Annotated in this window: 24 protein-coding genes; 8 read left to right on the forward strand and 16 right to left on the reverse strand. The window is 61.1% G+C overall.

Features of this window, described 5'->3' with window-relative positions; genetic code table 11:
* Positions 1-25 precede the first annotated feature (25 nt).
* Positions 26-4,750 carry a glutamate synthase large subunit gene (gltB, locus tag AC1D06_RS21385; protein ID WP_477987837.1) on the reverse strand — a complete coding sequence of 1,575 codons (4,725 nt, stop codon included), beginning with the start codon at positions 4,748-4,750 and terminating at the stop codon, positions 26-28.
* A gap of 429 nt (positions 4,751-5,179) precedes the next feature.
* Here gltB and AC1D06_RS21390 point away from each other — a divergent pair, with 429 nt between their 5' ends.
* On the forward strand, positions 5,180-6,235 hold the full coding sequence (locus AC1D06_RS21390; RefSeq protein ID WP_477987838.1) for a threonine aldolase family protein: 1,056 nt from the start codon (positions 5,180-5,182) through the stop codon (positions 6,233-6,235).
* 123 nt (positions 6,236-6,358) lie between these two features.
* Here AC1D06_RS21390 and AC1D06_RS21395 read toward each other — a convergent pair whose 3' ends face one another.
* The 5 genes from AC1D06_RS21395 to AC1D06_RS21415 all read right to left on the reverse strand — a co-directional run bounded on the left by AC1D06_RS21395 (position 6,359) and on the right by AC1D06_RS21415 (position 11,004).
* Positions 6,359-7,006: a hypothetical protein gene (locus tag AC1D06_RS21395; protein ID WP_477987839.1), complete on the reverse strand. Its 648-nt coding sequence runs from the start codon at positions 7,004-7,006 to the stop codon at positions 6,359-6,361.
* A gap of 396 nt (positions 7,007-7,402) precedes the next feature.
* On the reverse strand, positions 7,403-7,870 hold the full coding sequence (locus AC1D06_RS21400; protein WP_477987840.1) for an Hsp20 family protein: 468 nt from the start codon (positions 7,868-7,870) through the stop codon (positions 7,403-7,405).
* A 421-nt stretch (positions 7,871-8,291) separates the two neighbouring features.
* Positions 8,292-8,693 carry a (R)-mandelonitrile lyase gene (locus AC1D06_RS21405; protein WP_477987841.1) on the reverse strand — a complete coding sequence of 134 codons (402 nt, stop codon included), beginning with the start codon at positions 8,691-8,693 and terminating at the stop codon, positions 8,292-8,294.
* 11 nt (positions 8,694-8,704) lie between these two features.
* Positions 8,705-9,892: an MFS transporter gene (locus AC1D06_RS21410; protein ID WP_477987842.1), complete on the reverse strand. Its 1,188-nt coding sequence runs from the start codon at positions 9,890-9,892 to the stop codon at positions 8,705-8,707.
* 95 nt (positions 9,893-9,987) lie between these two features.
* Positions 9,988-11,004: a zinc-dependent alcohol dehydrogenase family protein gene (locus AC1D06_RS21415; RefSeq protein WP_477987843.1), complete on the reverse strand. Its 1,017-nt coding sequence runs from the start codon at positions 11,002-11,004 to the stop codon at positions 9,988-9,990.
* Positions 11,005-11,168: 164 nt separating this feature from the next.
* Between AC1D06_RS21415 and AC1D06_RS21420 the strand changes: the two genes are divergently transcribed.
* Positions 11,169-12,062: a LysR family transcriptional regulator gene (locus tag AC1D06_RS21420; protein ID WP_477987844.1), complete on the forward strand. Its 894-nt coding sequence runs from the start codon at positions 11,169-11,171 to the stop codon at positions 12,060-12,062.
* A 32-nt stretch (positions 12,063-12,094) separates the two neighbouring features.
* Here AC1D06_RS21420 and AC1D06_RS21425 read toward each other — a convergent pair whose 3' ends face one another.
* The 5 genes from AC1D06_RS21425 to AC1D06_RS21445 form a co-directional block, all read right to left on the reverse strand.
* Positions 12,095-12,331: a hypothetical protein gene (locus tag AC1D06_RS21425; protein WP_477987845.1), complete on the reverse strand. Its 237-nt coding sequence runs from the start codon at positions 12,329-12,331 to the stop codon at positions 12,095-12,097.
* Between the two features lie 46 nt (positions 12,332-12,377).
* On the reverse strand, positions 12,378-13,358 hold the full coding sequence (locus AC1D06_RS21430; protein WP_477987846.1) for an aldo/keto reductase: 981 nt from the start codon (positions 13,356-13,358) through the stop codon (positions 12,378-12,380).
* 14 nt (positions 13,359-13,372) lie between these two features.
* Positions 13,373-14,824, reverse strand: coding sequence for an MFS transporter (locus tag AC1D06_RS21435; RefSeq protein ID WP_477987847.1), 1,452 nt, complete (start codon positions 14,822-14,824; stop codon positions 13,373-13,375).
* A gap of 6 nt (positions 14,825-14,830) precedes the next feature.
* A complete protein-coding gene (locus tag AC1D06_RS21440) occupies positions 14,831-15,229 on the reverse strand; it encodes a (R)-mandelonitrile lyase (RefSeq protein ID WP_477878083.1) in 399 nt (132 codons plus the stop codon).
* A 123-nt stretch (positions 15,230-15,352) separates the two neighbouring features.
* Positions 15,353-16,249, reverse strand: coding sequence for a LysR family transcriptional regulator (locus AC1D06_RS21445; RefSeq protein ID WP_477987848.1), 897 nt, complete (start codon positions 16,247-16,249; stop codon positions 15,353-15,355).
* Between the two features lie 216 nt (positions 16,250-16,465).
* Between AC1D06_RS21445 and AC1D06_RS21450 the strand changes: the two genes are divergently transcribed.
* The 3 genes from AC1D06_RS21450 to AC1D06_RS21460 are packed head-to-tail and all read left to right on the forward strand — an operon-like array spanning position 16,466 to position 18,450.
* Entirely contained in the window at positions 16,466-17,452 is a 987-nt protein-coding gene (locus AC1D06_RS21450) for an aldo/keto reductase (RefSeq protein WP_477987849.1), read from the forward strand.
* 6 nt (positions 17,453-17,458) lie between these two features.
* Positions 17,459-17,839 (forward strand): nuclear transport factor 2 family protein, encoded by a 381-nt coding sequence (locus tag AC1D06_RS21455; RefSeq protein WP_477987850.1) that lies wholly within the window; start codon positions 17,459-17,461, stop codon positions 17,837-17,839.
* 26 nt (positions 17,840-17,865) lie between these two features.
* A complete protein-coding gene (locus tag AC1D06_RS21460; protein ID WP_477987851.1) occupies positions 17,866-18,450 on the forward strand; it encodes an NAD(P)H-binding protein in 585 nt (194 codons plus the stop codon).
* Positions 18,451-18,476: 26 nt separating this feature from the next.
* On the opposite strand, the gene AC1D06_RS21465 is transcribed toward AC1D06_RS21460, so the two are convergent.
* Both AC1D06_RS21465 and AC1D06_RS21470 read right to left on the reverse strand, forming a co-directional pair.
* Positions 18,477-19,172 carry a B3/B4 domain-containing protein gene (locus AC1D06_RS21465; protein WP_477987852.1) on the reverse strand — a complete coding sequence of 232 codons (696 nt, stop codon included), beginning with the start codon at positions 19,170-19,172 and terminating at the stop codon, positions 18,477-18,479.
* A 20-nt stretch (positions 19,173-19,192) separates the two neighbouring features.
* Positions 19,193-19,816, reverse strand: a complete 624-nt coding sequence (locus AC1D06_RS21470; RefSeq protein WP_477987853.1) for an FMN-binding negative transcriptional regulator — start codon at positions 19,814-19,816, stop codon at positions 19,193-19,195.
* Between the two features lie 76 nt (positions 19,817-19,892).
* Between AC1D06_RS21470 and pdxR the strand changes: the two genes are divergently transcribed.
* Positions 19,893-21,395: a MocR-like pyridoxine biosynthesis transcription factor PdxR gene (gene pdxR / locus AC1D06_RS21475; protein ID WP_477987854.1), complete on the forward strand. Its 1,503-nt coding sequence runs from the start codon at positions 19,893-19,895 to the stop codon at positions 21,393-21,395.
* Positions 21,396-21,455: 60 nt separating this feature from the next.
* On the opposite strand, the gene AC1D06_RS21480 is transcribed toward pdxR, so the two are convergent.
* Entirely contained in the window at positions 21,456-22,559 is a 1,104-nt protein-coding gene (locus AC1D06_RS21480; RefSeq protein WP_477987855.1) for a saccharopine dehydrogenase family protein, read from the reverse strand.
* Positions 22,560-22,680: 121 nt separating this feature from the next.
* On the opposite strand from AC1D06_RS21480, the gene AC1D06_RS21485 reads away from it, so the two are divergent.
* Together AC1D06_RS21485 and AC1D06_RS21490 are read left to right on the forward strand one after the other, a co-directional pair.
* Entirely contained in the window at positions 22,681-23,112 is a 432-nt protein-coding gene (locus AC1D06_RS21485) for an Lrp/AsnC family transcriptional regulator (protein WP_477987856.1), read from the forward strand.
* 188 nt (positions 23,113-23,300) lie between these two features.
* Positions 23,301-24,314: a YeiH family protein gene (locus AC1D06_RS21490; protein WP_477987857.1), complete on the forward strand. Its 1,014-nt coding sequence runs from the start codon at positions 23,301-23,303 to the stop codon at positions 24,312-24,314.
* A 62-nt stretch (positions 24,315-24,376) separates the two neighbouring features.
* Here AC1D06_RS21490 and arr read toward each other — a convergent pair whose 3' ends face one another.
* Positions 24,377-24,793 (reverse strand): NAD(+)--rifampin ADP-ribosyltransferase, encoded by a 417-nt coding sequence (gene arr / locus AC1D06_RS21495; protein WP_477987858.1) that lies wholly within the window; start codon positions 24,791-24,793, stop codon positions 24,377-24,379.
* A 12-nt stretch (positions 24,794-24,805) separates the two neighbouring features.
* The gene (locus AC1D06_RS21500; protein WP_477987859.1) at positions 24,806-25,447 is read right to left on the reverse strand and encodes a glutathione S-transferase family protein; all 642 of its coding nucleotides are present in this window, start codon (positions 25,445-25,447) and stop codon (positions 24,806-24,808) included.
* Positions 25,448-25,998 lie beyond the last annotated feature (551 nt).

The following is a 25,998-nucleotide window of genomic DNA, read 5'->3' on the forward strand; positions in this document are numbered from 1 at the left end:
GCATAGCACAGGCGGCCGGCTTCGGCTACTCCGCCGCCTCCTGCATCTTCATCCGCTCCATGTCCTCGAGCGCGCGGCGATATTCCACCGGCATCACCTTGCGGAATTTCGGCCGGAAGCTGGTCCAGTTGTCGAGGATGTCCTTAGCGCGGATCGRGCCGGTAAAATGGGCGTGGTTGGAAATCAGCTGGAAGAGCCGTTCCTCGTCATGCTTCGTCATGTCGCCGGAGACGTCGACCATGCCCATATGAGCGATGTCACCGCCGTGGTGATGCAGCTTTTCGAGCAATTCGTCCTCTTCCGGCACCGGCTGCAGTTCGACCATGGCCATGTTGCAGCGGCGGGCGAAATCGCCGGCCTCGTCGAGCACATACGCCACGCCGCCGGACATGCCGGCGGCAAAATTGCGGCCCGTCTCGCCGATAACGACGACGACGCCGCCTGTCATATATTCGCAGCCATGGTCGCCGACGCCTTCGACGACGGCGATGGCGCCCGAGTTACGAACAGCAAAACGCTCACCGGCAACGCCGCGGAAATAGCACTCGCCGGCAATCGCGCCATACATGACGGTGTTGCCGACGATGATCGACTTCTCCGCCACGATCCGCGAGTTTTCCGGCGGCCTGACGATGATCCGCCCGCCCGAAAGACCCTTGCCGACATAGTCATTGCCATCGCCTTCGAGTTCGAAGGTGACGCCGCGAGCGAGGAAGGCGCCGAAGGACTGGCCGGCCGTGCCCTTGAGCTTGACGGTGATCGTGTCGTCGCGCAGGCCCTTGTGACCAAAACGCTTGGCAACTTCGCCGGAGAGCATGGCGCCGGCGGTGCGGTCGACATTCTTGATCTGGGCTTCGATCATCACCGGCTGGCGTGCTTCCAGCGCCGGCATGGCTTCGGCAATCAGCTGGCGGTCGAGGACCGTGTCGATCGGGTGCTTCTGCCTCATCGTCCAGTGGGTCTCGGATTCGGGCGCCGCGACCTTGTGGAAGATTTTGCTGAAGTCGAGACCCTTGGCCTTCCAATGATCGATCGCGCCGTTGCGGTCGAGCAGCTCGGACTTGCCGACGATCTCGTTGAGGCTGCGATAGCCCATCGCCGCTAGCATTTCGCGCACATCGTTGGCAACAAAGAAGAAGTAGTTGATCACATGTTCCGGCTCGCCCTTGAAGCGCTTCCTCAGCACCGGGTCCTGTGTGGCGACGCCGACCGGGCAGGTGTTGAGATGGCACTTGCGCATCATGATGCAGCCCGCCGAAATCAGCGGCGCGGTCGAGAAGCCGAATTCGTCGGCGCCGAGCAACGCGCCGATGATCACGTCGCGGCCGGTCTTGAGACCGCCATCGACCTGCAGCGCCACGCGGCTGCGGAGCCCGTTGAGCACCAGTGTCTGCTGGGTCTCGGCGAGGCCGATTTCCCAGGGGCTGCCGGCATGCTTGAGCGAAGTGAGTGGCGATGCACCCGTGCCGCCGTCATAGCCGGAAATGGTGATATGATCGGCGCGCGCCTTGGCGACGCCGGCGGCGACCGTGCCGACACCGACTTCGGAGACCAGCTTGACCGACACATCGGCCGTCGGGTTGACGTTCTTCAGGTCGAAGATCAGCTGCGCCAGGTCTTCGATCGAGTAGATGTCATGGTGCGGCGGCGGCGAGATCAGTCCGACGCCCGGCGTCGAGTGCCGGGTCTTGGCGATCGTCGCATCGACCTTGTGGCCCGGCAGCTGGCCGCCCTCGCCGGGCTTGGCGCCCTGCGCCACCTTGATCTGCAGCATGTCGGCATTAACAAGATATTCGGCCGTGACGCCGAACCGGCCGGAAGCGACCTGCTTGATTGCCGAGCGTTCGAGCGGAAGGGTACCGTCGGGCTTGCGCAGATAGCGCTCGCTTTCTTCGCCGCCTTCGCCGGTGTTCGACTTGCCGCCGATCTTGTTCATGGCAATAGCAAGCGTCGTGTGCGCCTCGCGGCTGATCGAGCCGAAGGACATGGCGCCGGTGGCGAAACGCTTGACGATATCCGCCGCCGGCTCGACTTCGGAAATGTCGATCGGGGCGCGGCCGGCATCTTCAGCCATCCTGATCTTGAACAGGCCGCGGATGGAATTCATCTTGACTGAGGATTCGTTGACCAGTTCAGCGAACTCACGATAGCGGTCTTCGGCATTGCCGCGCACGGCATGTTGGAGTGCGGCCACAACATCCGGCGTCCAGGAATGCGCCTCGCCGCGCATGCGGTAGGCATATTCGCCGCCGATATCGAGCGTGCTCGTGAGAATCGGGTCGCGGCCGAAGGCGGCAACGTGCCGGATGAAGGTTTCACGCGCCACCTCGTCGAGGCCGACGCCCTCGATGGTCGTCGCCGTGCCGAAGAAAAACTTGTCTACAAAGGCCGAGGACAGGCCGACGGCATCAAAGATCTGCGCGCCGCAATAGGACTGGTAGGTCGAGATGCCCATCTTGGACATGACCTTGAGGATGCCCTTGCCCACCGCCTTGATATAGCGATAGACGACTTCGTCCTGCGACACTTCCTTGGGAAATTCGCCGCGCTTGTGCATGTCGATCAAGGTGTCGAAGGCGAGATAGGGATTGATCGCCTCCGCGCCATAGCCGGCGAGACAGCAGAACTGGTGCACTTCGCGCGGCTCGCCGGTTTCGACGACAATGCCGACCGAGGTGCGCAAGCCCTTGCGGATCAGGTGATGGTGCACGGCCGCCGTCGCCAGCAGCGCCGGGATCGCCACGCGATCCGGCCCGATCTGGCGGTCGGAGAGCACGATGATGTTGTAGCCGCTCTTCACCGCGGCTTCCGCCCGTTCGCAGAGGCGATCGAGCATAGCCGGCATGGCCTCGGCGCCGCGCTCGACATCATAGGTGAAGTCGAGCGTCTTGGTGTCGAAACGGTCTTCGGTATGGCCGATCGAGCGGATCTTTTCGAGATCGCCATTGGTCAGGATCGGTTGGCGCACCTCAAGCCGCTTGGCGCGCGAGGCGCCTTCATGGTCGAGAATGTTCGGCCGCGGCCCGATGAACGAGACCAAGCTCATCACCAGTTCCTCGCGGATCGGGTCGATCGGCGGATTGGTGACCTGGGCGAAATTCTGCTTGAAATAGGTGTAGAGCAGCTTCGACTTATCCGACATGGCCGAGATCGGCGTATCCGTGCCCATCGAGCCCACGGCTTCCTGGCCGGTGGTCGCCATCGGTGACATCAACAGCTTGGTGTCCTCGATCGTGTAGCCGAAGGCCTGCTGACGGTCGAGCAGCGACACGTCGCGGCGTAGCGCCCTGGGCTCGACTTCGTTCAGGTCTTCGAGGATCAACTGCGAGCGTCCCAGCCACTCGTGATAGGGATGCTCCGCCGCCAATTGCTGCTTGATGTCGGCATCGGAGATGATTTCACCCTTCTCCATGTCGATCAGCAGCATTTTGCCTGGCTGCAGCCGCCACTTCTGCAGAATCAACTCTTCCGGCACCGGCAGCACGCCGGCTTCGGAGGCCATGATCACCCGGTCGTCGGAGGTGACGATATAGCGCGCCGGACGCAGGCCGTTGCGGTCGAGCGTTGCGCCGATCTGGCGGCCATTGGTAAAGGCGATCGCCGCCGGGCCGTCCCACGGTTCCATCAGAGCGGCATGATATTCGTAGAACGCCTTGCGCTCGGGGTCCATCAGCTGATTGCCGGCCCAGGCTTCCGGGATCAGCATCATCACCGCATGCGCCAGCGAATAGCCGCCGCGGATCAAAAATTCGAGCGCGTTATCGAGACAGGCCGTATCCGACTGGCCTTCATAAGAGATCGGCCAAAGCTTGGAAATGTCGTCGCCATAGAGCGGCGAGGACACCGATGCCTGCCGCGCCGCCATCCAGTTGACATTGCCGCGCAGCGTGTTGATTTCGCCGTTATGAGCGACCATGCGATAGGGATGCGCCAGACGCCAGGACGGGAAAGTGTTGGTCGAGAAGCGTTGGTGGACGAGCGCCACCGCGGTTTCGAAGCGCGGATCGGCGAGGTCCTTGTAATAAGCGCCGACCTGGTAGGCCAGGAACATGCCCTTGTAGACCACGGTCGTGGTCGACAGCGACACGACATAGAAACCCTTATCGTCGCCCTTGCCCTCGTCATAGATGCGGTTGGAGATCACCTTGCGCAGCACGAACAGCCGGCGCTCGAACTCAGCATTGTCGGCGACAGCAGCGCCTGCGCCGATGAACACCTGCAGATGGAAGGGCTCGGTGGCGGCGATATCCGGCGCCTTGGACAGCGACGAATTATCGACCGGCACTTCGCGATAGCCGAGGAGAACCTGGCCCTCGTCGGCGATCACCTGGGTGACGATGTCCTTGAAATGGGCACGCACTGCCTCATCGCGCGGCATAAAGAGATATCCGACGGCATATTCGCCCGCCGGCGGCAGGGTGACGCCCTGCCCCGCCATTTCCTCGCGGAAGAAGCGATCGGGGATCTGCACCAGGATGCCGGCGCCATCGCCCATCAGCGGATCGGCGCCCACGGCGCCGCGATGAGTGAGGTTTTCGAGCATGAACAGGCCGTCACGGACGATCTGGTGCGACTTGACGCCCTTCAAATGGCAGGCAAAGCCCACGCCGCAGGCATCGTGCTCGTTACGCGGATCGTAAAGACCCTGCTTTTGGGGCAGGCCGGCATTGAAAGAGGCGGTTTTCAGCGCAGTTTCAGACGCAAGAGTCTCAAACTCACCGAATACGCGTGACGAGGCATGGTCCGTCATCTCAAATCCTCCTGCCGTGTGCCCAAACGGGCGCTCTTGTGGTCGCGCAAAGCCGCGAGTGCCGCCCTGCGCACAAAATCTTTTCGCATTTTCCTGAACAGGCTGCAATTGTCGGGCCAGTTCGGCGCCGTCACGCAGCTGCCGGCTTCTGCCCTCGCCCGCTTTCCCCAGCAGTGTCGAAGGCCGGACCGCTCTCAGTAAGACCGAATAAATTCCGGCTTCCAGGATCCATGCAGCAAAATAGGACAGCATGACTGTCCTAATTCCGCTATTCTATGACAGAGATCGACCCTGTCTGCAAGGGCCAATACACCAAAAATATGACAAGTGATGGACCGGGAATTTCATTGAAGCCTCTAGCATTTCCCGGCTTTTTAGCCCCGCTATAATCGCCTATAAGCGACCGACCTCAAGACGGAGTCCCGCCTCATGATTTTCGCTTCCGACAACTGGGCCGGCGCCCACCCCCTGATCGCGCAAAGACTGTCGGAGGCGGCGGCCACCCATGCCGTGCCCTATGGTGAGGGCGAGGCTGACCTGCGCGTCGAGGCAAAGCTTTCGGCCCTGTTCGAGCGCGATCTCAGCGTCTTCTTCGTCGCCACCGGCACGGCGGCCAATTCGCTGGCGCTCGCCTCGGTGTCGAGGACGGCACCGCTGATCTTCTGCCACCCGGCAGCACATGTCATCCATCACGAAGGCGGCGCGGTCGAATTCATGACCGCCGGCGGCAAGCTCGTTCCCGTGGACGGTGACGGCAAGACCCAGGGCAAGATCGACCCGGAACGGCTGCGGAAGGCGATTGCCCGCTATCCCGCCACCGATGTGCATATCGGACAAAAGGTCGCGCTGACCATTTCGCAGGCAACGGAAGCCGGCACGATCTACACGATCAACGAGCTCGCCGAACTCTCCGCCATCGCCCACGAGGCCGGCATGAAGGTCCATATGGACGGCGCCCGCTTCTCCAACGCGGTTGCCGCCCTCGGTGTGACCCCGGCGGAAATGACCTGGAAGGCCGGTATCGACATCCTGTCGCTGGGCGGCACCAAGAACGGCTGCTGGTGCGCCGAATCGATCATCTATTTCAACAAGGACGACGCCGCCGGCCTGCCGCATCTCAGGAAACGCGCCGCCAACCTGTTCTCCAAGTCGAATTTTATCGCCCAGCAATTCGACGCCTGGCTCGACGGCAGTCTCTGGCTGGATCTGGCAAAACACGCCAACCGCATGGCCGACAAGCTCGTCGCGGCGGTCAAAACATCGAAAGACGTGCGGCTTGCCTGGGAAACCGGCTCCAACCAGATTTTCCTGATCATGACCGACGCCAAGGCCGAAGAACTGCGCGCCACGGGCGCCCGCTTCTACGACTGGGGAACGCCGGCCGGCCTGGAACATCTCCTCGGCGAAAACGAGCAGCTCCGCCGTTTCATCACGTCGTTTGCGACGAAGGAAGAGGATGTCGATACAGTGGCAAGGCTGCTCTGAATGTAGGTCAAGCGCTTCACGGGCGACGGTGCATCGCGTCAGGCTCCTCCCCTGGAAGAGGTGAAGGAATTTGAGGTGAGAGTGGCTTAAGCGCCGGGCTTTAGCTTTGGTGTCGCTGCCGGTTTAGGCGGCACAAGACACGCGGTTTCRGTCATAAGTGAGTTTAACCGCCACTTGCGCAAGCATGAAGCGGCTGGCTTCGAAGCGGTCAGGAGAGAACGGTCTCGTACCGTTTCGGTAACAGCCTTCGATCACTCCATCGACAGCGGCCATTTCGCTCTCAGGCAGATCTTTCGGGTAGGCAATTGCGCAGGTCTCCTCGGGAATGGCGACCATATAGTCTTCCCCGAAAAAATCGTTAAGGAAGTCGGGAATCAGCAGCCGCGACGGCCCGATGCCGTCGTCATTCAACATGGCGACAATCGTCGTCCGGCCGTTTTCATCTATTCTGCGGCGGCCCTTGGGACCTGCTTTTGCCATCCTTGTCAGGTTTTCCATCGCCTTTCCAGCCCAGTCCACACCACTGTCCTCCCAATACTGAGCCATCTCATAACTTACATAGATCAGTATGTGCGGAGCACTCCAAACCGCCCAGACGATGGAAAAAGGGAGGTCGGCCAACGGAACAATTGGATGTGGGTAGCGGCCATCCAGCCAGTCGTAGGGACATATGATAGGCACAATCGAAGAAGTATCGTGCTCGTGTGGCTGGCGGGCAGCAGCAATTTCATACAGCCTCTGAATATCTTCACTCGTGATGGAACTGTCCACTTTAATATCGTCCTCTTCTCTAACTCGGTCATCAGCGACAGCCGTGCGGCACGGCTTAAATCGAACCAATATCGCCAACACTATAAGACGTTGGCAATCCGGGCTGACAAGCCCGAATGCAAGATGTTTTGGTCGGACGCTCATCGGGACATCAGTCGGCCAGTCGCGGGTGCCACGCCTTAACTTTAAACCCAACCACCGTCGCAAAAGGCGATGTAATGGCACCGCGATACTCCTTCTGCCCGCATCAGGCCGTGCCAGAAAAGCTTGCAGATCGAAGCAATACAGCCGGCGATTTGCTGAGAGGATGTTTGCTGCACAAAAAGCCCCTCCGGCCGGCGGGACCGAAGGGGCTTTCCAATCACTGAGAGGGAGGAGTGATTGTGCTTGTCGTGATCAGCTGTTGACGACCTGCGCCTCGATGGTCCGGGCGGCTTCGGCGGTCGGGGCGGAAATCTCGATCTTGCGGGGCTTCATGGCTTCCGGAATTTCGCGCAGGAGGTCGATATGGAGCAGGCCGTTCTTGAGATGGGCCGCGCGCACTTCGACATGGTCGGCGAGCTGGAAGCGGCGCTCGAAGGCGCGCTTGGCGATACCGCGATAGAGAACATCGCCGTTCTCGTTCTTCTCGTCGGCCTTCTCGCCCTTGACGGTCAGGATGTGCTGGTTGAGCTCGATGGTAAGCTCGGTCTCGTCGAAGCCGGCCACCGCCATCGAAATGCGATAGGCGTTGTCGCCGGTCTTTTCGATATTATAGGGCGGATAGGTGGGCTGTTCCGGCTGAGCCAGGCTGTCGAGCATGGTGAAGACGCGGTCGAAACCGACGGTGGAACGATAAAGCGGGGAGAAATCGAAATGACGCATAGTGTCCTCCTTGGAGCAACGTTGCGATTGTTGTTTTGGAGACTGCCGCCCTGATTGACAGGCGCTGGCTGCTCCGCTCATCGAGACCCGACATCGGCGCCTCGCACGACATGAAGTGGTTAGAGCCCAAAAGCGTTTCAAGGGCGCATCGCAAAAAACCGAATGAAAACACCGGCGCCTGGAAATGAACGGCAGATGAACGCAGAGTTCGGAATGCGTTCAGCAAGGCCCTGCTAATCCTTGGACCATTGGGAGGTTCCCTCCCTCGGCTGGTGTGAAACGTCCCTTCCATTCCAGTCTAAGCTTCGGGCCGGAACCCCGCGTCACCTTCGGCGCAGTGTGGTTTCCGGCTCTTTTTATTGGCAGACTTTCGCCATTGTCGCTGCAGGTCCCACAGCGCCGCCGCAGCGCACGCAAATATTCAGTCCACCGCTCCATACTGCGTATCGGTCACTTTCTCCATCCAGTCGACGACCTTGCTGTCGAGGTTCTCCTGCAGGGCGATATGGCTCATGGCGTTGTTGGGCGCCGCACCGTGCCAGTGCTTCTCGCTGGGTTCGAACCAGACGATATCGCCCGGGCGGATTTCCTCGATCGGGCCGCCTTCGCGCTGCACCCGGCCGAGGCCCGCCGTAACGATCAATGTCTGGCCGAGCGGATGCGTGTGCCAGGCCGTGCGTGCGCCGGGCTCGAAGGTGACCAGCGCACCCGCCGCACGGCGCGTGCCGTTGGCCTGGAACAAAGGATCGACGCGCACGGTGCCGCTGAACCAGTCGGCGGGGCCTTTGCCTGACGGCTGCGCGCCGTTGCGAATGATATCCATGAGTTTTCTCCTTATGCTTTTGTTTGCGGCGATCGCGCCACGCCGACTGCGATCACGCTCGAAGCCAGAAACAGGATGCCGCTGAAAGCAAACGGGCTCCACCACCCGCTGCTGTCGAACAATATTCCGCCAATGAAGGCACCGCAGGTTATGGCGAACTGGATGAGGGCCACTTGCAGCCCGCCGCCGGCCTCGAGTTCGCCAGGAATGACGCGGGTCATCCATGTGCTCCAGGCCACCGGAACGGGCGTGGTGAAAAAACCGAAGAGGAAAAGCATCGCCGCGGTCGCCATGGCAGATGGCCCAAGCGGTATCAACAGCCCCGCGATCACCATCAGCGCCGCCGGGAAACCGACCAGCACCGCGCTGAGATGCGAGCGCAGAACGAAGCCGATCAACGAAGTTCCCGCAAGTCCGGCAAAGCCGATCCCAAGAAGCACCAGCGATAGGCTGTTGATCTCAAGGCCGGTCACGCCGCCCAGGAAGGGCCGCAAATAGGTGGACAGCGCGAACTGTCCGGCGAAGAAGAACGTCATCGCCGCCATGCCGATGGCGAAAGTGCGGTTGCGCAGCAGGCCGAACGTGGCGGTAACGGACCCGCTCGCGCTGCCCGGCATGCGCGGAAGCATGACTGCCTGCCATATCAGCGCGACGATCCCGATCGGGACCAGGATGAAGAAGGCACCGCGCCATCCGATCAATCCGCCCAGAAAACTGCCCAGAGGTGCTGCGATGATGGCGGCCAGAGCGGTGCCGCCCTGCAGCATGGCCAGCGCCTTCGGCAGGTCGCTGCCGGAAGCGATGCGCGCCAATATGGCCGTGGACAGCGACCAGAAGCCACCGACGGACACGCCGATCAGCGCTCGCCCCAGCATGAAGACCAGGTAGTTCGGCGCAAACGTGATCGCCAGTCCCGAGGCCACGAGCACGCCGGTATAGGCGAGGACCACGGTGCGTCGGTCCAGGCGTGCCAGCAGCGCATTGCTGAACAGGCTGGTGACCACGGCGAAGAAGCCCGAGATGGAAATCGCCTGGCCGGCTTGTCCCGTACTGATGCCGAGATCATCGGCAATGGGCGTCAGCAGGCTGACCGGCATGAACTCCGAGGCAACGAGCACGAAGGACATCAGCGTCATGCACAAGACCGTGCCCCAAGGATTGGCCGTGGTCTCGATGCGGTTATTGTACGTGGCTTCCATAACGCTTTCCCTGAGGGGTGTTGACCGCATCCGGCGACGGCTTGCCATCGGGCTTTGCGCCGCGGGAATTTCGCGTTCCGCAGCGCGGGGCGCGCTCACATCCGCAACAGCGCTTTGATCGCGCTGCGCTCGTCCATGGCCTTGTAGCCCCGGGCGACATCGGCCAGCGGCAGTTCGAGATCGAAGACCTTGCCGGGATTGATCTTCCGCGTCATGATCAGATCGATGAGATGGGGCAGGAAGCGGCGCACCGGGGCCGGCCCGCCCATGAGATTCTTCTGTTGGAAGAACAGCATCTGCCCGTCCAATTCCACGCCATGCGGCACGCCGACGAACCCGATCGCGCCGCCGGGCCGGGCGCAGTTGATCGCCTGCATCATCGATTCCTGCGTGCCGACGCATTCCAGCACGGAGTCGGCGCCAACGCCGCCGGTCAATTCCTTGATCCTGGTCACGCCTGCATCGCCGCGTTCGGTGACGATGTCGGTGGCGCCATATTCCAGGGCGAGTTCCTGACGCGCCTTGTGGCGGCTCATGGCAATGATGCGCGCGGCACCAAGCTGTTTGGCCGACAGCACGCCCATCAGGCCGACCGCGCCGTCGCCGACCACCACTGCCGTGCATCCCGGCGTGACACGTGCGGCATCTGCAGCATACCAGCCGGTGCCGAGAACATCGGAGGCCGCCAGCAGGCTTGGGATCAGGTCGTCGGACGGCATGCCGTCGGTCGCAACCAATGTGCCGTCCGCCAGCGCGATACGGGCATAGGGCGCCTGCGCGCCCGACATGAACTCACGATGCTCGCAGGAGGATTGGAAGCCGAAGCGGCAATGTGGGCAGGTATTGTCCGAGAGGCAGAACGAGCCGACGACGAACTGGCCGGGGCGGATGGTCTTCACCTCGCTGCCGACCTCGACGACCACGCCGCAATATTCATGGCCCATATGTTGCAGGCCATTGACCGGTTGAAGTCCGCGATAGGGCCAGAGATCGGAGCCGCAGACGCAGGATGCCGAGAGCTTGATGACCGCGTCGGTGGGTTTCAGGATCTTGGGTTCGGCGACTTCCTCGCAGCGAATGTCGCCGGGGGCGTGAAGGACGGTTGCGAGCATGTTATATCCGATCTCTGGCTGTCCGGGCGACGGCGCCCGTGTTCATTCCGGTTCGCGGAGACAGATAGCACCCTTCGATAATCCGGATTAGACACGGCAATTTGCATGGACTTATCGAAATCTGCTAATAATGCGCATCGATCAGATGAGCCGGAGGATGCAGATTGGCGCGCGAAAATTTCAACGAACTGCTGTTGTTCCTCGCCGTTGCCGAGGAGCGCAGCTTCACCAAGGCCGCGGCCAAATTGGGAATTGCCCAATCGACCCTCAGTCACGCCGTCCGGCAGCTCGAGGCGCGCATGGGTCTCCGGCTCCTGACCCGCACGACCCGCAGCGTGGCGACCACCGAGGCCGGGGAGCGCCTGCGGCAATCGATGGCCCCACGCATCGCCGAAATCGAAGCCGATATCGAGGCCTTGATGGCCTATCGCGACAAGCCCGCCGGCACTGTCCGGATCACGCTTTCCGATCACGCCATGGAAAGCGTAGTCTGGCCGAAACTATCGCCCATCCTAGCCGACTATCCGGATATCCGGCTGGAACTCAGCATCGACAACAGTTTTCGCAACATCGTCGAGGATGGTTTCGATGCCGGTGTAAGGCTCGGCGAAAGTCTCGAAAAGGATATGGTGGCGGTGCGGATCGGGCCGGACTGGCGCCTGGTGGCCGTCGGCTCTCCCGGCTATTTCAAGTCTCGCGCCATACCGAAAACACCGCAGGAACTGATGCGCCAAAATTGCATCAACCGGCGTCTCGACAGGCTTGGCAGTCTCTATGCCTGGGAATTCGAGAAAGATGGCGAGGAGGTCAGGGTCAGGGTCGAAGGACAGCTGACCTTCAACGCCTCCAGGGACATGGTCGATGCCGCCCTTCAGGGCCATGGCATCGCCTTCGTGCCGGAAAGCGATGTCGAGCAGCATCTGGCAGCCGGGCGCCTGCAGCTCGTGCTGGACGACTGGTCGCAGAAATTCCCCGGCTATTACCTCTACTATCCCAGCCGGCGACAGAACCTGCCGGCTTTCTCGGTGATCGTGGACGCGCTTCGCAAGCCGAGCTGAGGGATCGCAGGTCGATTTCTGACCAAATCCGGTCAGCGCGTTGCGGCTTCGAAACGCGATGACGCAACTTGGATGAAACGTGCTTTCCAGTCCCTGCGCATGGCGGCACTGTCCGATAGATGGGTGCCGAGGCGGTCATCCCGTCGAAACGGTCCGGCAAGATCATGATCGCGCATGATCCAGTCGTCTGCAAAGATCACAATCGCATCGAACGGTGCTTCAATTACCTCAAGCATTTCCGCTGCTTTGCTTCCCGTTGCGAACACCAACCATTCACTTCACGGGCTTCATCCATCTGCCGGCGTCCGCGCCGCCTCACTTGCCAACGCGCTGTTGAAGATGTTGAGGGTATCGTGCGCCCTGGACTTCGATGCCCTCGAGCGCCTCGCGGATTTGCGCGAGGTCTTCCGGCGTCAATTCCACGTCAGCGCCACCGACATTCTCTTCGAGGCGGTGTTGCTTCGTCGTCCCGGGGATTGGTGCGATCCACGGCTTCTGGGCGATGAGCCAGGCGAGCGCGATCTGCGCCCGGGTGACGCCCTTGCTCTCGGCAATCAGGCCGACAGCGTCGACGAGCTTCTGGTTGGCCTTTCGGGCGTCTTCGGCGAAGCGGGGAACCAAGTTCCGGAAATCGTCTTTGGCGAAAGTGGTGTTGGCGTCGATCGCGCCTGTCAGGAAACCCTTGCCGAGCGGGGCGAAGGGCACGAAGCCGATGCCGAGTTCTTCCAAAAGCGGGAGGATTTCCTTTTCAGGTTCCCGCCACCACAGCGAATATTCGCTCTGGAGCGCGGCCACGGGCTGCACGGTGTGGGCGCGACGGATGGAATCGACGCCAGCCTCCGACATGCCAAAGTGCTTGACCTTGCCCTCGGCAATCAGGTCCTTGATCGTGCCGGCGACGTCCTCGATCGGCACTTCGGGATCGGTGCGGTGTTGGTAGAAGAGGTCGAGGCTGTCGACCCGCAGCCGCTTGAGTGAGGTCTCGGCGACCTTGCGGATGTTCTCCGGGCGACTATCCATGCCTTGGGCGACTTCGCCGTTCCTAAAGCCGAACTTGGTGGCGATGACAACCTGCCCCTTGAACGGTTCGAGTGCTTCGCCGACGAATTCCTCGTTGCCGTTTTGGTAAGCCTCGGCCGTATCGAAGAAGGTCACGCCCCGTTCGACCGCCGCGCGCAGCAGCTTGACCGCGTCTTGCCGTTCCATCACGGAACCGTAGGCATAGGTTAGCCCCATGCAGCCGAAGCCAATGGCCGAGACTTCGGGTCCCGATTTTCCGAGTTTGCGCTTTTGCATCTCAATCTCCTTTTTCAGATGGATTCTCTCTCGAGCGTAGAAACCTTTAAGCCGACCAATGCGGTTGCGGTGGGTCGCCGACGCCTGGCGACCAGGGCCACGACCAATGCAAGTGCAAGCGCCATCATCACGGACGAGCCGGTCAAGGCGATGGTCACGCGCTGCGCGAGAAGCTCGGTTCCCGCCAGTCCAGACGTGCCGAACGCCGCGGCCGCGACCAGGACAGCCAGGCCGAGCGAATTGCCAAGTTGATGGGCGGTGTTGACGACGCCGGAGGCCGCACCGGCATCGGAACCGGAGACGCCGGAGATGCCGGCCGTCGTCAGAGGGCTGAGAACGAATCCCTGACCGCAGCCGATCAACACCATCGGCAACGCAATAGCGGTCACGAAGTCGGCTTGAGGGGTCACGCGGCTCAGCCAAAACATCCCGATCAAACTGAGGACAAGACCGAAGGCGAGCAGACGGCCGTTGCCGATTTTCTGCGTCAACGCGGGGACCGCCATGGCAGAAGCGAAATTCACCAAGGTAGCGGGAAGGAAGGCTAACCCGGCGACCGCGGCGCTGTAGCCCAGCACGCTTTGCAGGAACTGAGTGGTGAAGAAGAAGAAACCCACCATGGCACCGAGGAAAAGCACGCGCGCGGTGTAAGCACCAACGCGCTCTCGGCTGCCGAACAGATGCAACGGCACGATCGGCTGCGCGGCTCGACTTTCGACCACGACAAACAGGGCAATGAGGAGCGCAGCTAAAGTGATGACCGACAGGGTGAGGTGATCGCCCCAGCCGTGGCTGGCCGATCGGATGAGGCCGTAGACGAGCGCCACCATCCCCACGGTCGACGTCAGCGCGCCGGCCATATCGAAACGGCCTGTTTGTTTGGGAGTCTCCGGAACGAACCGAAGAGCGGCGGCGATCATCCCGATTCCGATCGGAAGGTTGATGAAGAAACCAACGCGCCACGATAGCCAGTCGGCAAGCACGCCGCCGAGGACAAGGCCGACGCTCGCGGCGATGCCTGCCACGGCGCTGTACTGAGACACCGCTCGCGTACGCTCTTGTCCGGCGGCGAAGGTGGCCTGCAGGAGCGACAGCGTTGCGGGTGCCAGGATCGCTCCACCGATGCCTTGGATTGCGCGCGCTGCGATCATGAAAGCCGGGGTGTGGACGAGCCCGATGGCAAGCGATGACACGGTGAATATTGCCAAGCCGATCGTGAGCATTCGCCTGAGGCCGAGAATGTCTCCCGCCCTTGCTCCGAGCAGCAGGAACCCACCGAAGGTCAGGGTGTAGGCGCTCTGGACCCATGCGAGTTCAGGATCGGTAAAACCCAGTTCTCTGTGGATTTTGGGAAGCCCGGTGAGGACAATCGACGTGTCGAGCACGATCATCACGTAGCTCGTCAGGATGATTGCCAGGATGGCGGTCTTGTTGACCGTCGGCGATGTGGCGTTGGTCATCGACATGGTCTCTCAAGCTGCGCCGTAGTCTTCGTCGGCGACCTTTTCCATCCAGTCGACCGCCTTGCCGTCGAGTGTCTCCTGGATCGCGATGTGGGTCATTGCGGTCGTCGGCGAGGCTCCATGCCAGTGTTTTTCTCCCGGCTCGAACCGCACGACATCACCTGGGCGGATTTCCTCGACGGGTCCGCCTTCGCGCTGCACGCGACCGCAACCGGCGGTGACGATCAGGATTTGGCCAAGGGGATGGGTGTGCCAGGCCGTGCGGGCACAGGGTTCGAAGGTGACGGTATTGCCTGCGGCCCGTGCCGCGCCTTGAACAGCGAACAGCGGATCGATCCGCACCGTCCCCGTGAACCAATCCGATGGCCCCTTGGCGGACGGCTGGCTGCCTGCGCGCTTAATCTCCATGACATTCTCCAATACCCGTTGCAGCGACATGAGCCGCTTTGATCGGAGAAATAGCATCAACCTATCTGTCGGATTAGACGGCTAATCCGGCATGTGTTCTTGAGAATAATTCACAAATCAGGATCAAGGCGCGTGGTGGCGCAGCGCATCGACGAGAACCGCGAACGCCGGAGACATCTGGCGGCGGCTCGGATAGTATAAATGATAGCCTGCGAAAGGCGGGCTCCAGTCATCGAGCACTGGAATCAGGCGTCCCGCGCGAATGTTCTCCAATGCGTGATCCTCAAGAAAGTGACCGATGCCGGCACCGCCGAGCGCCGCCTTCATGGCCATAGCGGAATTGTTGAACACAAGCGGACCATCGACACGGACCTTCACCTCCCGTCCGTCCTTCTCGAATTCCCAGACCAGATAACCGCCATATGTTGGTAGCCTGAGGTTGATGCATGCATGCGATGTCAGGTCTTGCGGAGTCTTCGGCCGCGGATTGCGCTCGAAATACGCCGGAGAGCCGACCGTCACCATGCGCATTTCGGGGCTGATCCGCACGGCGATCATGTCGGCATCCAGCTGCTCTCCGAGCCGGATGCCTGCATCATAGCGCTCGGCGACGATGTCGGTCAGTCCGCTCTCGACCGTGACCTCGAACTTGATATCGGGACAGTGAGGAAGAAGTCGTTGGATCGCCGGCCAGAGAATGGAGTTCGCGGCGTGCTCCCCTGCAGTAACGCGCACCAGGCCGGCGGGCTTGTCGCGCAGTTCCGTCAGCTGGCTCAAGGCGTTTTCGATCCCGTCGAAATGGGGTTGGATCGAATTCAGCAGCTTCTCGCCGGCCTCGGTCAGGGAAACGCGACGCGTGGTCCGGGTGAGAAGACGGATGCCAAGCCGCTCTTCAAGCAGGCGCACCGCATGGCTGAGCGCGGACGGCGACACGCCGAGTTTCGCCGCCGCCCGCGTAAAACTTTGCTCTCGCGCTATAGCGAGGAAGACAGCGAGATCGTTGACATTGTCCCGAGCCATTTGTGAATTTTCCTCAATACCAGATGCGCATTTTGCAGCCTAATCGCATGATCGCTGATGCGCTAGATATTCGTCATCGAATTCGGCGGGCGCGCCCGACTTGAAGGCCATCGACGGGGCCTTCGCCTCGATAGAGATCAAGAGTGGACCGCTTTCCGCGGCGCTCGATGCGGCCATCGATCGTTGACATCGACCAATCGAACACAGGAGCTACCAATGAAAAAACGTCTGCTTGGAGACCTCGAGGTCTCGGAAATCGGTTTTGGCACAATGAGCTTTGCCTCGACCTACGGCGCGTCTCCCGACGACGCAGAGGCGATCAGCGTCATCCGGGGCGCGCATGACCGGGGTGTCACTTTCTTCGACACCGCCGAAGCCTACGGCCCGTTTAGCAACGAAGTGCTGGTCGGCAAGGCACTCGGACCGATCCGCAGCGAGGTCGTGATCGCGACCAAATTCGGCTTCGACATCGATTTCGAAACCGGACAGCGTTCCGGCCTGAACAGCAGGCCGGATCACATAAAGCGGGTCGTGGATCGCTCGTTGAAGCACCTGGGCATCGAGACGATCGATTTGCTTTATCAGCATCGCGTCGACCCGGAAGTGCCGATCGAAGACGTCGCGGGCGCTGTGAAAGACCTTATTGCCGCAGGCAAGGTCAAGCATTTCGGGATGTCGGAAGCCGCGGCGGGAACGATCCGGCGCGCACATGCGGTGCAGCCCGTAACCGCCATCCAGAGCGAATACTCGCTTTGGACCCGCGATCCGGAGCCGGAAATCCTTCCGATTTGCGAGGAACTCGGGATCGGTTTCGTGCCGTGGAGCCCCCTTGGTGCGGGATATCTGACGGGCAAGATCGACGCCAATACCACGATCGAAGCGACCGACTTCCGTGCGGCTTCACCGCGCTTCACAGAGGACGCACGCAAGGCGAACCAGCCTATGGTCGACCTTCTGCAGCGGATCGCGAAATCCAAGAATGCGACGCCGGCGCAAGTGGCACTCGCGTGGCTATTGGCCCGGAAGTCCTGGATCGTACCCATCCCGGGAACCCGGCGGCTTGACCGTGTCGAGGAAAACCTCGGCGCTGCAGACGTCCTGCTGACGGCCGCCGATCTCGCGGAGATCGAGGACGAGGCGTCCAAGATCAACGTGAAGGGCGCCCGTCTTCCAGAGGTCTTCCTGCAATATTCCTATCGGTGAGCGTTCGTGAACACGTCGAACCGCAGTGTCGAAGACGAAATCCTGGCGTTGTCTCTGGCCAAATTCGGCTGGAAGACGTCAGGGCAGATCGATCGCGTCGAAGACCTCTTCGACGACGATCTGCACTTCGTCCACATCACGGGACATGTCTCCTCCAAGGCGGAGTGGATGGAAGAACTTAGGTCCGGACGTTTCGTCTACAATCGCATCGAGCCGAGAGGCGCGTCGGTCGCGATAGAGGGCGATAAAGCCACCTTGAAAGGCAGGGCCGTGTTCACCGTCACGATGGGAGGGCATCGCGGCCAATTCAGGCTTCAGTTCACGGAAATCTATGTTCGGCGGGCCAGCAGATGGAAGTTCGTCGAACTTCTCACTTCGACGTACTGACGGCGCCGGGGGAATAGGAAATACGCATGACAAACGTTCTGATCCTTGGTGCCAACGGACAGTTGGCGCGCAACACGACAAAGGCCTTTCTCGATGACTCAGATGCCGAGCTGACGCTCTACCTGCGTCGCGCGAGCCGCCTCGAAAATCCCTCTCCCGGCCGCGTGACGGTCGTCGAAGGCGACGTCAATGACGTGACGAGGTTGCGAACCGCAATGTCGGGACAGGACGTCGTGTTCGCCAGTCTGACGGGAGACATGGCGCGCCAGGCGAGGTCAATCATCGATGCGATGGACGCCGCGGGGCTGAAGCGGCTGATCTTCATCAGTTCAATGGGCATCTACGGCGAAGTGCCGGGCGAGCATTACCGCAGCGTTCTCGATCCCTACAGGGATTCGGCCGCGCTCATCGAAACGTCCAGCCTCGATTTCACAATCCTTCGGCCGGGCTGGTTCACCCGAGCACCTGGAGGCTCTTATCGGATCACCCGGAAGGGTGAACCGTTCCACGGCCACGACGTCGCCCTCGACAGCTTGTCCGCGCTCATCGTCAAGCTCGCGACCACGCCCGGTCTCCATGTCCGCGCCAGCATCGGCGTCAGTGACGCCTGAACCTAGGAAAGAAACCCAGTCGAACGTCAGTTCGCGCTTGCCGAAAGCCGAACCCTGCTCGCGGAGACAGCGCTCCCTGGCATCACTGTCTTCAATCCCTGCACGAGCATTGCCGCCGCTTCCATGAGCGCGTCCTCAGGCATGGTTTCCAGGCTCTCCAGCACGAACCACATCCGCCCGGCCGCATTCTCCAATCGCGTACGGGTCCCCCGCCGCCAGTTCCAGCGTCTGCAAGTCACCCCGACACCGTCACGCCAGATCACCTCGCCGGGTTCCGGGTTTTCGATGATTGCCTCTCCGTTCATCACGGTGTCGAAGACCTCGCTGCCGTCTGCGACCGTCAACAGCGGCGGCCCAAGATAGGCGTCGGCATTCTCGCCGCCGACCGGGATGGCGTAGCGCAGGCTGACGGCGTTGTAGAGATCGACGACGGGGTTGATCGACGGCATGCTGCCGTCCTTCAGCACGCGCTTCCTCAACGCCTGGGCCGAACAGGGCGTCCTGTTCGGCTTCGCACCGAACCGCTGATAGGCTTCCGCCCAGCTCGCCAGATGGGCCTCTGCCCAGGCAGGGCCTCCTTCGATCACGAAGGCGCTCGCGCTTGCGAGAACATCCGGGGGGAAGTCGCCTTGAGACGCGGAAGAGGCGTCGACGAAGACGCTCATCGCCCGGAAACCGGGCGCGATGGTCTCGATGCGTTTATCGATGGTAGGCACGAACATTCAGGTATTTCTCCACCACATCAGAGCGGAATCATTTCGGCGACCGTTTCGTCATGCCGCTCGCCGCGCTCCGCCATGCCGCGTTTGACGCCTCGACGATCCGCTTCCGGACGGTTCTGGCTCATCTTCCGCTTTCCCTGGAGATCGGCGATCGGCATGCGGATGCCGATGATCCCGCGGAGCTGCGCCTTGATGTAACTCTCCGGCGCGTCGGTGACCGTCCACGGCGACTTGCGGGAGGATTCGTGCAAAGCGGTCAGGCGGCTTACGACATCGAGCAGCCGATCGGCATCATCAAAGAACTCGACGGGGCCTGATGCATGGACGGCCGCGTAATTCCAGGTCGGAACGACCTTTCCATGTTCGGCTTTCGCGGCATACCAGGATGGGGTGACGTAAGCGTCCGGCCCCATGAACACCGCCAGACCATGGCCGACCACCTCCGCCTGCCATTGCGGGTTCGGCCGTGCCAGATGCGCGTAGAGGACGCCCATTTCCCCCTCGGTCGCGTCGACAAACATCGGCAACGGCGTGCACATCGGACCTGTAGGCGTGGCGATGATGAAGTTGGCGAGATGACAGTGCCGGATCATTTCATAGAGTTCGGCCTTGTCGTCGACGACGAAAGCAGGTGGCGTATACATTGTCTGGTCTCCTTGACTTGCTGCCGTTATCACAGGCAACTGGCCTGAATAGAAGTGCCAGTTTCGGAGAAAAAAAATGGTCCAGTTTGCCGGAGCCAAGGAGAAAGTCGGAACGGCGCGCGGTATCTATCTCGCCTTGCGGGACCAGATTGCCAAAGGCGTCTATGCACCGGGAGACAGATTGCCTTCGACGCGGGCATTGGCGGAAGAGCTTGGCGTCTCCCGGACGACCGTGACGACGGCTTTCGAGCAACTGATCTCGGAGGGCTATGTCCAGGTGCGCCACGGCGCGAAAGCCAATGTCGTCGGCAATGTCGCCTCGGATGACGTCGAGCCGAACAGCATATCGCACGATGCGCCCCAAAGACTGTCGGCCTATGCGGCTCGCGCCATGCAACTGCGCGCGAGCGTGCCGGGCGACGCCGGACAACTGGAATACGATTTCCGCTACGGCGACGTCGCGCCGGGCGACTTCCCGAAACTGGCATGGCGAAAGGCGCTTGGCGCGGCCGTGCTCGCGCACCGCGATCGCCTCAGCTATGGGCACCCTGCGGGTAGCTCGGCTCTACGGCAGGCGCTCCGCGGATATCTCTGGCGTGCGCGCGGCATCCGCTGCGAGGTCGAGCAGATCGTCGTTGTCAGCGGCTCCCAGCAGGCGCTGGACCTCTCAGCACGCGTTCTCGTCGATCCCGGCGACCGGGTGCTGATCGAGGAACCGTGCTACGCCATGGCGCGCAACGTGCTGGTTTCACTGGGCGCGGCACCGACGGCCATTCCCTGTGATGAAGACGGTATGGTGACGGCGCAGTTGCCGGTGTCGTCGGGATATTCGCTCGCCTGCGTTACCCCGAGCCACCAGTTTCCATTGGGCGGCGTTCTTTCCGTTGGCCGCCGTCGCGAACTGGTTGAATGGGCCGAAGCGGGAAACGTCCACATCGTGGAAGACGACTATGACGGCGAATACCGCTACGATGTCCGGCCGATCCCGCCACTCTATCTGTCGGGCCATGGCAGGGTCATCTATGTCGGAACGGTGTCGAAGACCTTGTCTCCAACGCTTCGTCTCGGCTATCTCGTCCTGCCCCAACAACTCGTCGAGCCGTTCGTTCGCTGCAAGCAGATCATGGACCGTCATAGCGCGCTGTTCGAGCAGGAGGCGCTCGCGGCCTTCATCGAAAGCGGCGCCTACGAGCGACATGTACGGAAAATGCGCCGGACGAATGCCGAGAGGCGAAGGGTTTTTCTCGATGCCATGGCCGGCGCTTTCGCAAACCAGGTCGAGATCGTCGGCACGTCCGCGGGCTTGCATGTCGTGGTCTGGTTCAATGACCTGGAAGCCCAATACGAACAAAGCTTCGTGGATCATGCACGGAAAAACGGCATCGGAATTTATCCGGTCTCGCGTCTGTTCACCTGTCCGAGAGATCGGCGCGCAGGCTTCATCTTTGGATATGCGTCAATGCCGGCTCATTTGATCCCCGACGGCGTCGGGCGCCTTGCAGAGCTTTTGACGCATGGACGCAACGCGTTTAAGCAGTCATCGATGCTAGAGCATATCACGCGACCCAATTCGCAATAGGGCGGCGTCGATCGGTGAAGGCGGGTTCAAGCCGCCTTCACCTCGGATGTCATCGCGACTTCACGCGGTTCTCGCCAGACCCGGCTGCCTTCCGGCGTAATGCAGTCCGAAGCGGTTTCCGAGGAAGTCCGCAAGCGAGACCTCCTCCTGGCGGACGAAACCCCTCTGCGGCAGCTTGTCCGTCGCCAGCATATCGAGCACGGCACAGATGCCCGCGGCCGTCGTGATCTGGATGGCGCTCATCATCTTGCCGCCGACCACATCGGCATAGACCTTGTTGGCGTAAGTCTCCTGCAGGTAGCGTCCGTCCTTCCAGCCACACACAGTGACGAAAATCACCACGACGTCCTGCATCGTCGCCGGCAGAGCGTTTTCGAAGACGTCCTTCAATAGGTCGCGCCGGTTCTTCAGGTTGAGGTCATTAAGAAGCGCTTTGACGATGAGGAGATGGCCTGGATAGCGCACAGTCCGGTAGTTCATGTTGCGCACCTGGCCCTCAAGCGACTTTGCCAGCGTCCCGAGGCCGCCAGAGGTGTTGAACGCCTCGTATGTCACGCCGTCGAGCGAGAACTCCTCCCGCTCCTCGAGCGCGGGAACATTGACCAGACGCCCCTCCACGATCGCCTCGCAGGGCTCGATATACTCGTTGATCAGACCGTCCGTGCTCCATGTCAGATTGTAGCTGAGAGCATTGGACGGATACTGCGGCAGCGCTCCAACGCGCATGCGCACGCTGTCGAGCGCGTCGAAGCGCTTGGTCAGATCGTTCGCGACGATCGAGATGAAGCCTGGCGCGAGCCCGCACTGGGGTATCATCGCGCACTTCGCCGTCAGTGCGAGCGCTTCGACGTGACGCGTGGTGGCGACGTCCTCGGTCAGGTCGAGATAATGAACCCCGACAGCCGCTGCGGCTTCGGCGACCTGCCCGGTCAGATGAAACGGCGCGGCCGACAGCACCGCGTATTTGCCCTTCAACGCCTGCTGCAAACGAGCGGCATCGGCGATATCCAGCGCCTGGGTGGAGATGTCGGGATGCGACGGAATGCCTGCGAGTTGCGCAGCACTCCTGTCGATCACGGTGACCGCATAGTCACGGCTATCGACAAGCATGGCAGCGATGGCGCTACCGATTTTCCCTGCACCAACGATGGCGACATGTTTCATTGCAGGCCCTTTCCCTTGAAAACTCCTTGCAAAGAATGAAGCTCCGACTAGTCAGTTCATAGCTGTATTTTTTACAAAATGACGCTAGATTTAATACAAACTGACGGAGAATTTCGACGAAGTGACCATATCGAGCAAAGATCGCGAACTCCTCGCCATATTGGGAGCGAATGCGAGGACTCCCCTAGCGACAATCGCAAAGCGTCTCGGCCTTTCGCGGACGACGGTTCAGACCCGTTTGGAACGCCTCGAGCAAAACGGCACCATAGCCGGATACGGTGTCCGCCTTTCCGAGCGCTATCTGTCGACGCTTTTGCGGGCGCATATCCTGATCACGATTGCTCCCAAGGCCCTCGTCTCGGTCACGGAAGAGCTTTCGGCCATCGAGGAAGTCGAGCTGCTCTATTCGGTCAACGGCCCTTATGATCTGATCGCGATCGTCACCGCGCCTGATGTCACCGAGCTTGATAGGGTGATCGATCGCATCGGGGAGCTGGCTGGAGTCGAGCGCACTCTCACATCGATCATTCTATCGACGCGTATTTCGAGATAGATCCGCTTTTGACACGGCGCTCCGGGCACCTTCGTCCCTTTCCAATAATCAGGACGGGGGACGGCGGTCAGATCGCCGGTCCGCACCTATCGTTCGGCAAAATCGAATGAAACATCATGTTTTATTCGATGGATAAGAACATACGGAAATAATATCCTGCAATCAATCGAATGTGTGGGATATTCGAGTTGCCAATTCGTCAATTCTTAAAAATCTGTCCTGGCGTCGCGGCCGCTGTCGCGATCACCCTGCTGGCGCATGCCCTGGTGGTCGCGGAGAAAAGCGTCTTCGGCTTCGAACTACTCGACGGGCTGGTCTTTGCCATCGTCCTCGGCACAGTGTTCCACACCGTCTTCGGATTGCCATCCTGGCTGAAGCCGGGTGTTGATTTCTCAGCGAAATTCATCCTCGAACTGGCGATCGTGCTGCTCGGCGCGTCCGTGAGCGTCGCCACCATTTCCGACGCCGGCACCGAAATGGTCGCGATCGTGGTCGCAACGGTGGTCGCCTCGCTGATGACGAGTTACGGCATCTGCCGCCTGCTTGGTCTCGACGACCAGTTGGCGACCCTGGTGGCGTGCGGAAATTCGATCTGCGGCAATTCGGCCATCGTCGCCGCGGCCCCGGTCATCGGCGCCAAGTCGGACGATGTCGCAGCCTCGATCGCCTTCACCGCGGCACTCGGCATCGTCGTGGTTCTTCTCCTGCCGCCGCTTTTCCCGGTTTTCCATCTCAGCCAATGGCAATACGGCGTCTTCGCCGGCATGACCGTCTATGCCGTGCCGCAAGTCTTGGCCGCTACCGCGCCGATCGGCGTGGCGAGCGTGCAGATCGGCACCTTGGTGAAGCTGATGCGGGTCCTGATGCTCGGTCCCGTCGTGCTGGCGCTGCGCCTGAAGGACGGCAGGAGCGGAACGCAGGCGGGCGGCATCGCCTTTGCGCGCCTGGTACCATGGTTCATCATCGGCTTCTTCGCCATGATGGGCCTGCGCAGCTTCGGCCTCGTTCCCGTAACAATGGTCGACACCGCCAGGGCCGGTTCGGCCTTGCTGACCACCATCTCGATGGCCGCACTCGGCCTTTCGGTCAACATGCGCACAGTGTTCGCCTCCGGCGGCCGGGTACTTCTGGCCGGCGTGCTGTCCCTGACCGCCCTGGGGAGCTTCGCCTTCCTGGGCCTGGCGATCCTGCACGCGCAATAGAGCCCTCCGTCGGCGAACAATTCACTCCCCGGCACCTGTAGTCAGCAGGCAGCTGGGTCAGATCAGTCGATAATCTCCGCACCCTCGGCCTTTCGTCGGGCGACATTGTCCTTCATCTGCTGGAGCTGTCCAGTGGAGTGACCTTGCCACTCCGTGACTTCGTCGGTGACACGGAGCGGCTCGCGCGAGCGGTATGACTGCGTGGGATTGCCAGGAAATTTTTTGTCCGTCAGGTTGGGATCGTCCACGAACGGCCCTGTTGGCTCCACGATGTAGATTCTTTCCCTGCCATCGCCGGCGGCAAGCTCCGCGCCCCAAGTCGCTGCATCCAGCGTACGGGTGAAATAGACCCACGACAAAGGCTTGCCGGTGCCGAAGTTGGATCTATAGCCGACCTCTATCAGGTCTCCGGGTTTTAGATCAGCGCGCGTACCATGATAAAAACGGTCAGGGCTCGGAGCGCCTTCGGTATCTCTCATGATTAGGTCCTTTCACGAAGAGGGGACTGGCGGCAGCTGGGGTGCGTCCAGTCCCCGAAAAGGATCGGCCCAGGCTTCAATCCGATCCAATTGATCCGCCCAGCGCTTCAACGCCGGATAGTCCTCGATCGGCATGCGGGCGGCATCGTTGAAAGGCAGGAACGTTGCCATGCGGAAATCGGCAAACGAGATCGTTTCCCCCAGCAGCCAGAGGCGATCCGAAAGCGCATTTTCAAGCAGGCTCGCCGCCCTGTGAAACTGCCTCAGGCCCTCCTCGACCATGGTCTCGTCGCAGGTGCCAATGCCATATCGCAGTTTGGTGCCGCGTTCCCAATGCACGATGTCGCAGGCCTTGACGAAATTGTCCTTGCCCCAGCTGATCCAGCGGATCATATCCGGCTCGTCGTCATCCGTCCTCCATAGGGTCGAACCGGCGCGCCGGGAAAGCCAACAGGCAATCGCATCGGCCTCCCAAAGCGTGCCGCCGGAATGTTCGAGGATCGGCAGAAGCAGGTTGGGATTGAGCGCCCGGAACCGCTCAGCCTGGCCGGAGGCCTGGGGCGAGGCGAACTCGAATTCGATCTCCATGTCGAGAAATCGCGCCACGGCGACGGCAAGACGCGGGTTTGGGTTCCGGCTGAAATACAACTTCATGCGATTTGTCCTCCGATGCGGTTCATAATGATAGTCGTATGATGCACCCGCTTTTCGACATGAGTGGAAAAATATTGGCGACCATCGGGGCAAAAGCGAGCCTCATGCTCAAGGAATGGATGGCTGGAACAGAGTGAAGCGCATGGGCGCTGCGGCTCGCATTTTACGTCGAGGCAAGGCGAGACCCGAAGCGTGCCCTTATGGAACCGGGAGTTGAATATATCGGCCTCATGCATTGACAGGACGGCCCGCGGCGATAAATTGGCCGCGTGAGTTAACGAACTCATCCCATTGTGGGGCGAGAATGCCCGGGATCGGGATAGGGGGGAGCCAATCAGCTCCGCCCCTCCCACACCACCCGGCATGCGGGTCCGCACCGGGCGGTTGGAGCGGTTGAAGTCGTCAGGCTTATAGTTCTCCCGGCCCGACGCTTGGGTTTGCTTATTCTGGTTCGGCGGGTTTGATTTCTCGCTGCCGTGGCCTCTCGGGCTTCACCCTACCTGCCAGATCGGCGAGCTTCGCTGACGCGACCATCTGAGACCGTCCAAATC

It is taken from the genome of Rhizobium sp. P2_G2 (assembly GCF_056403555.1).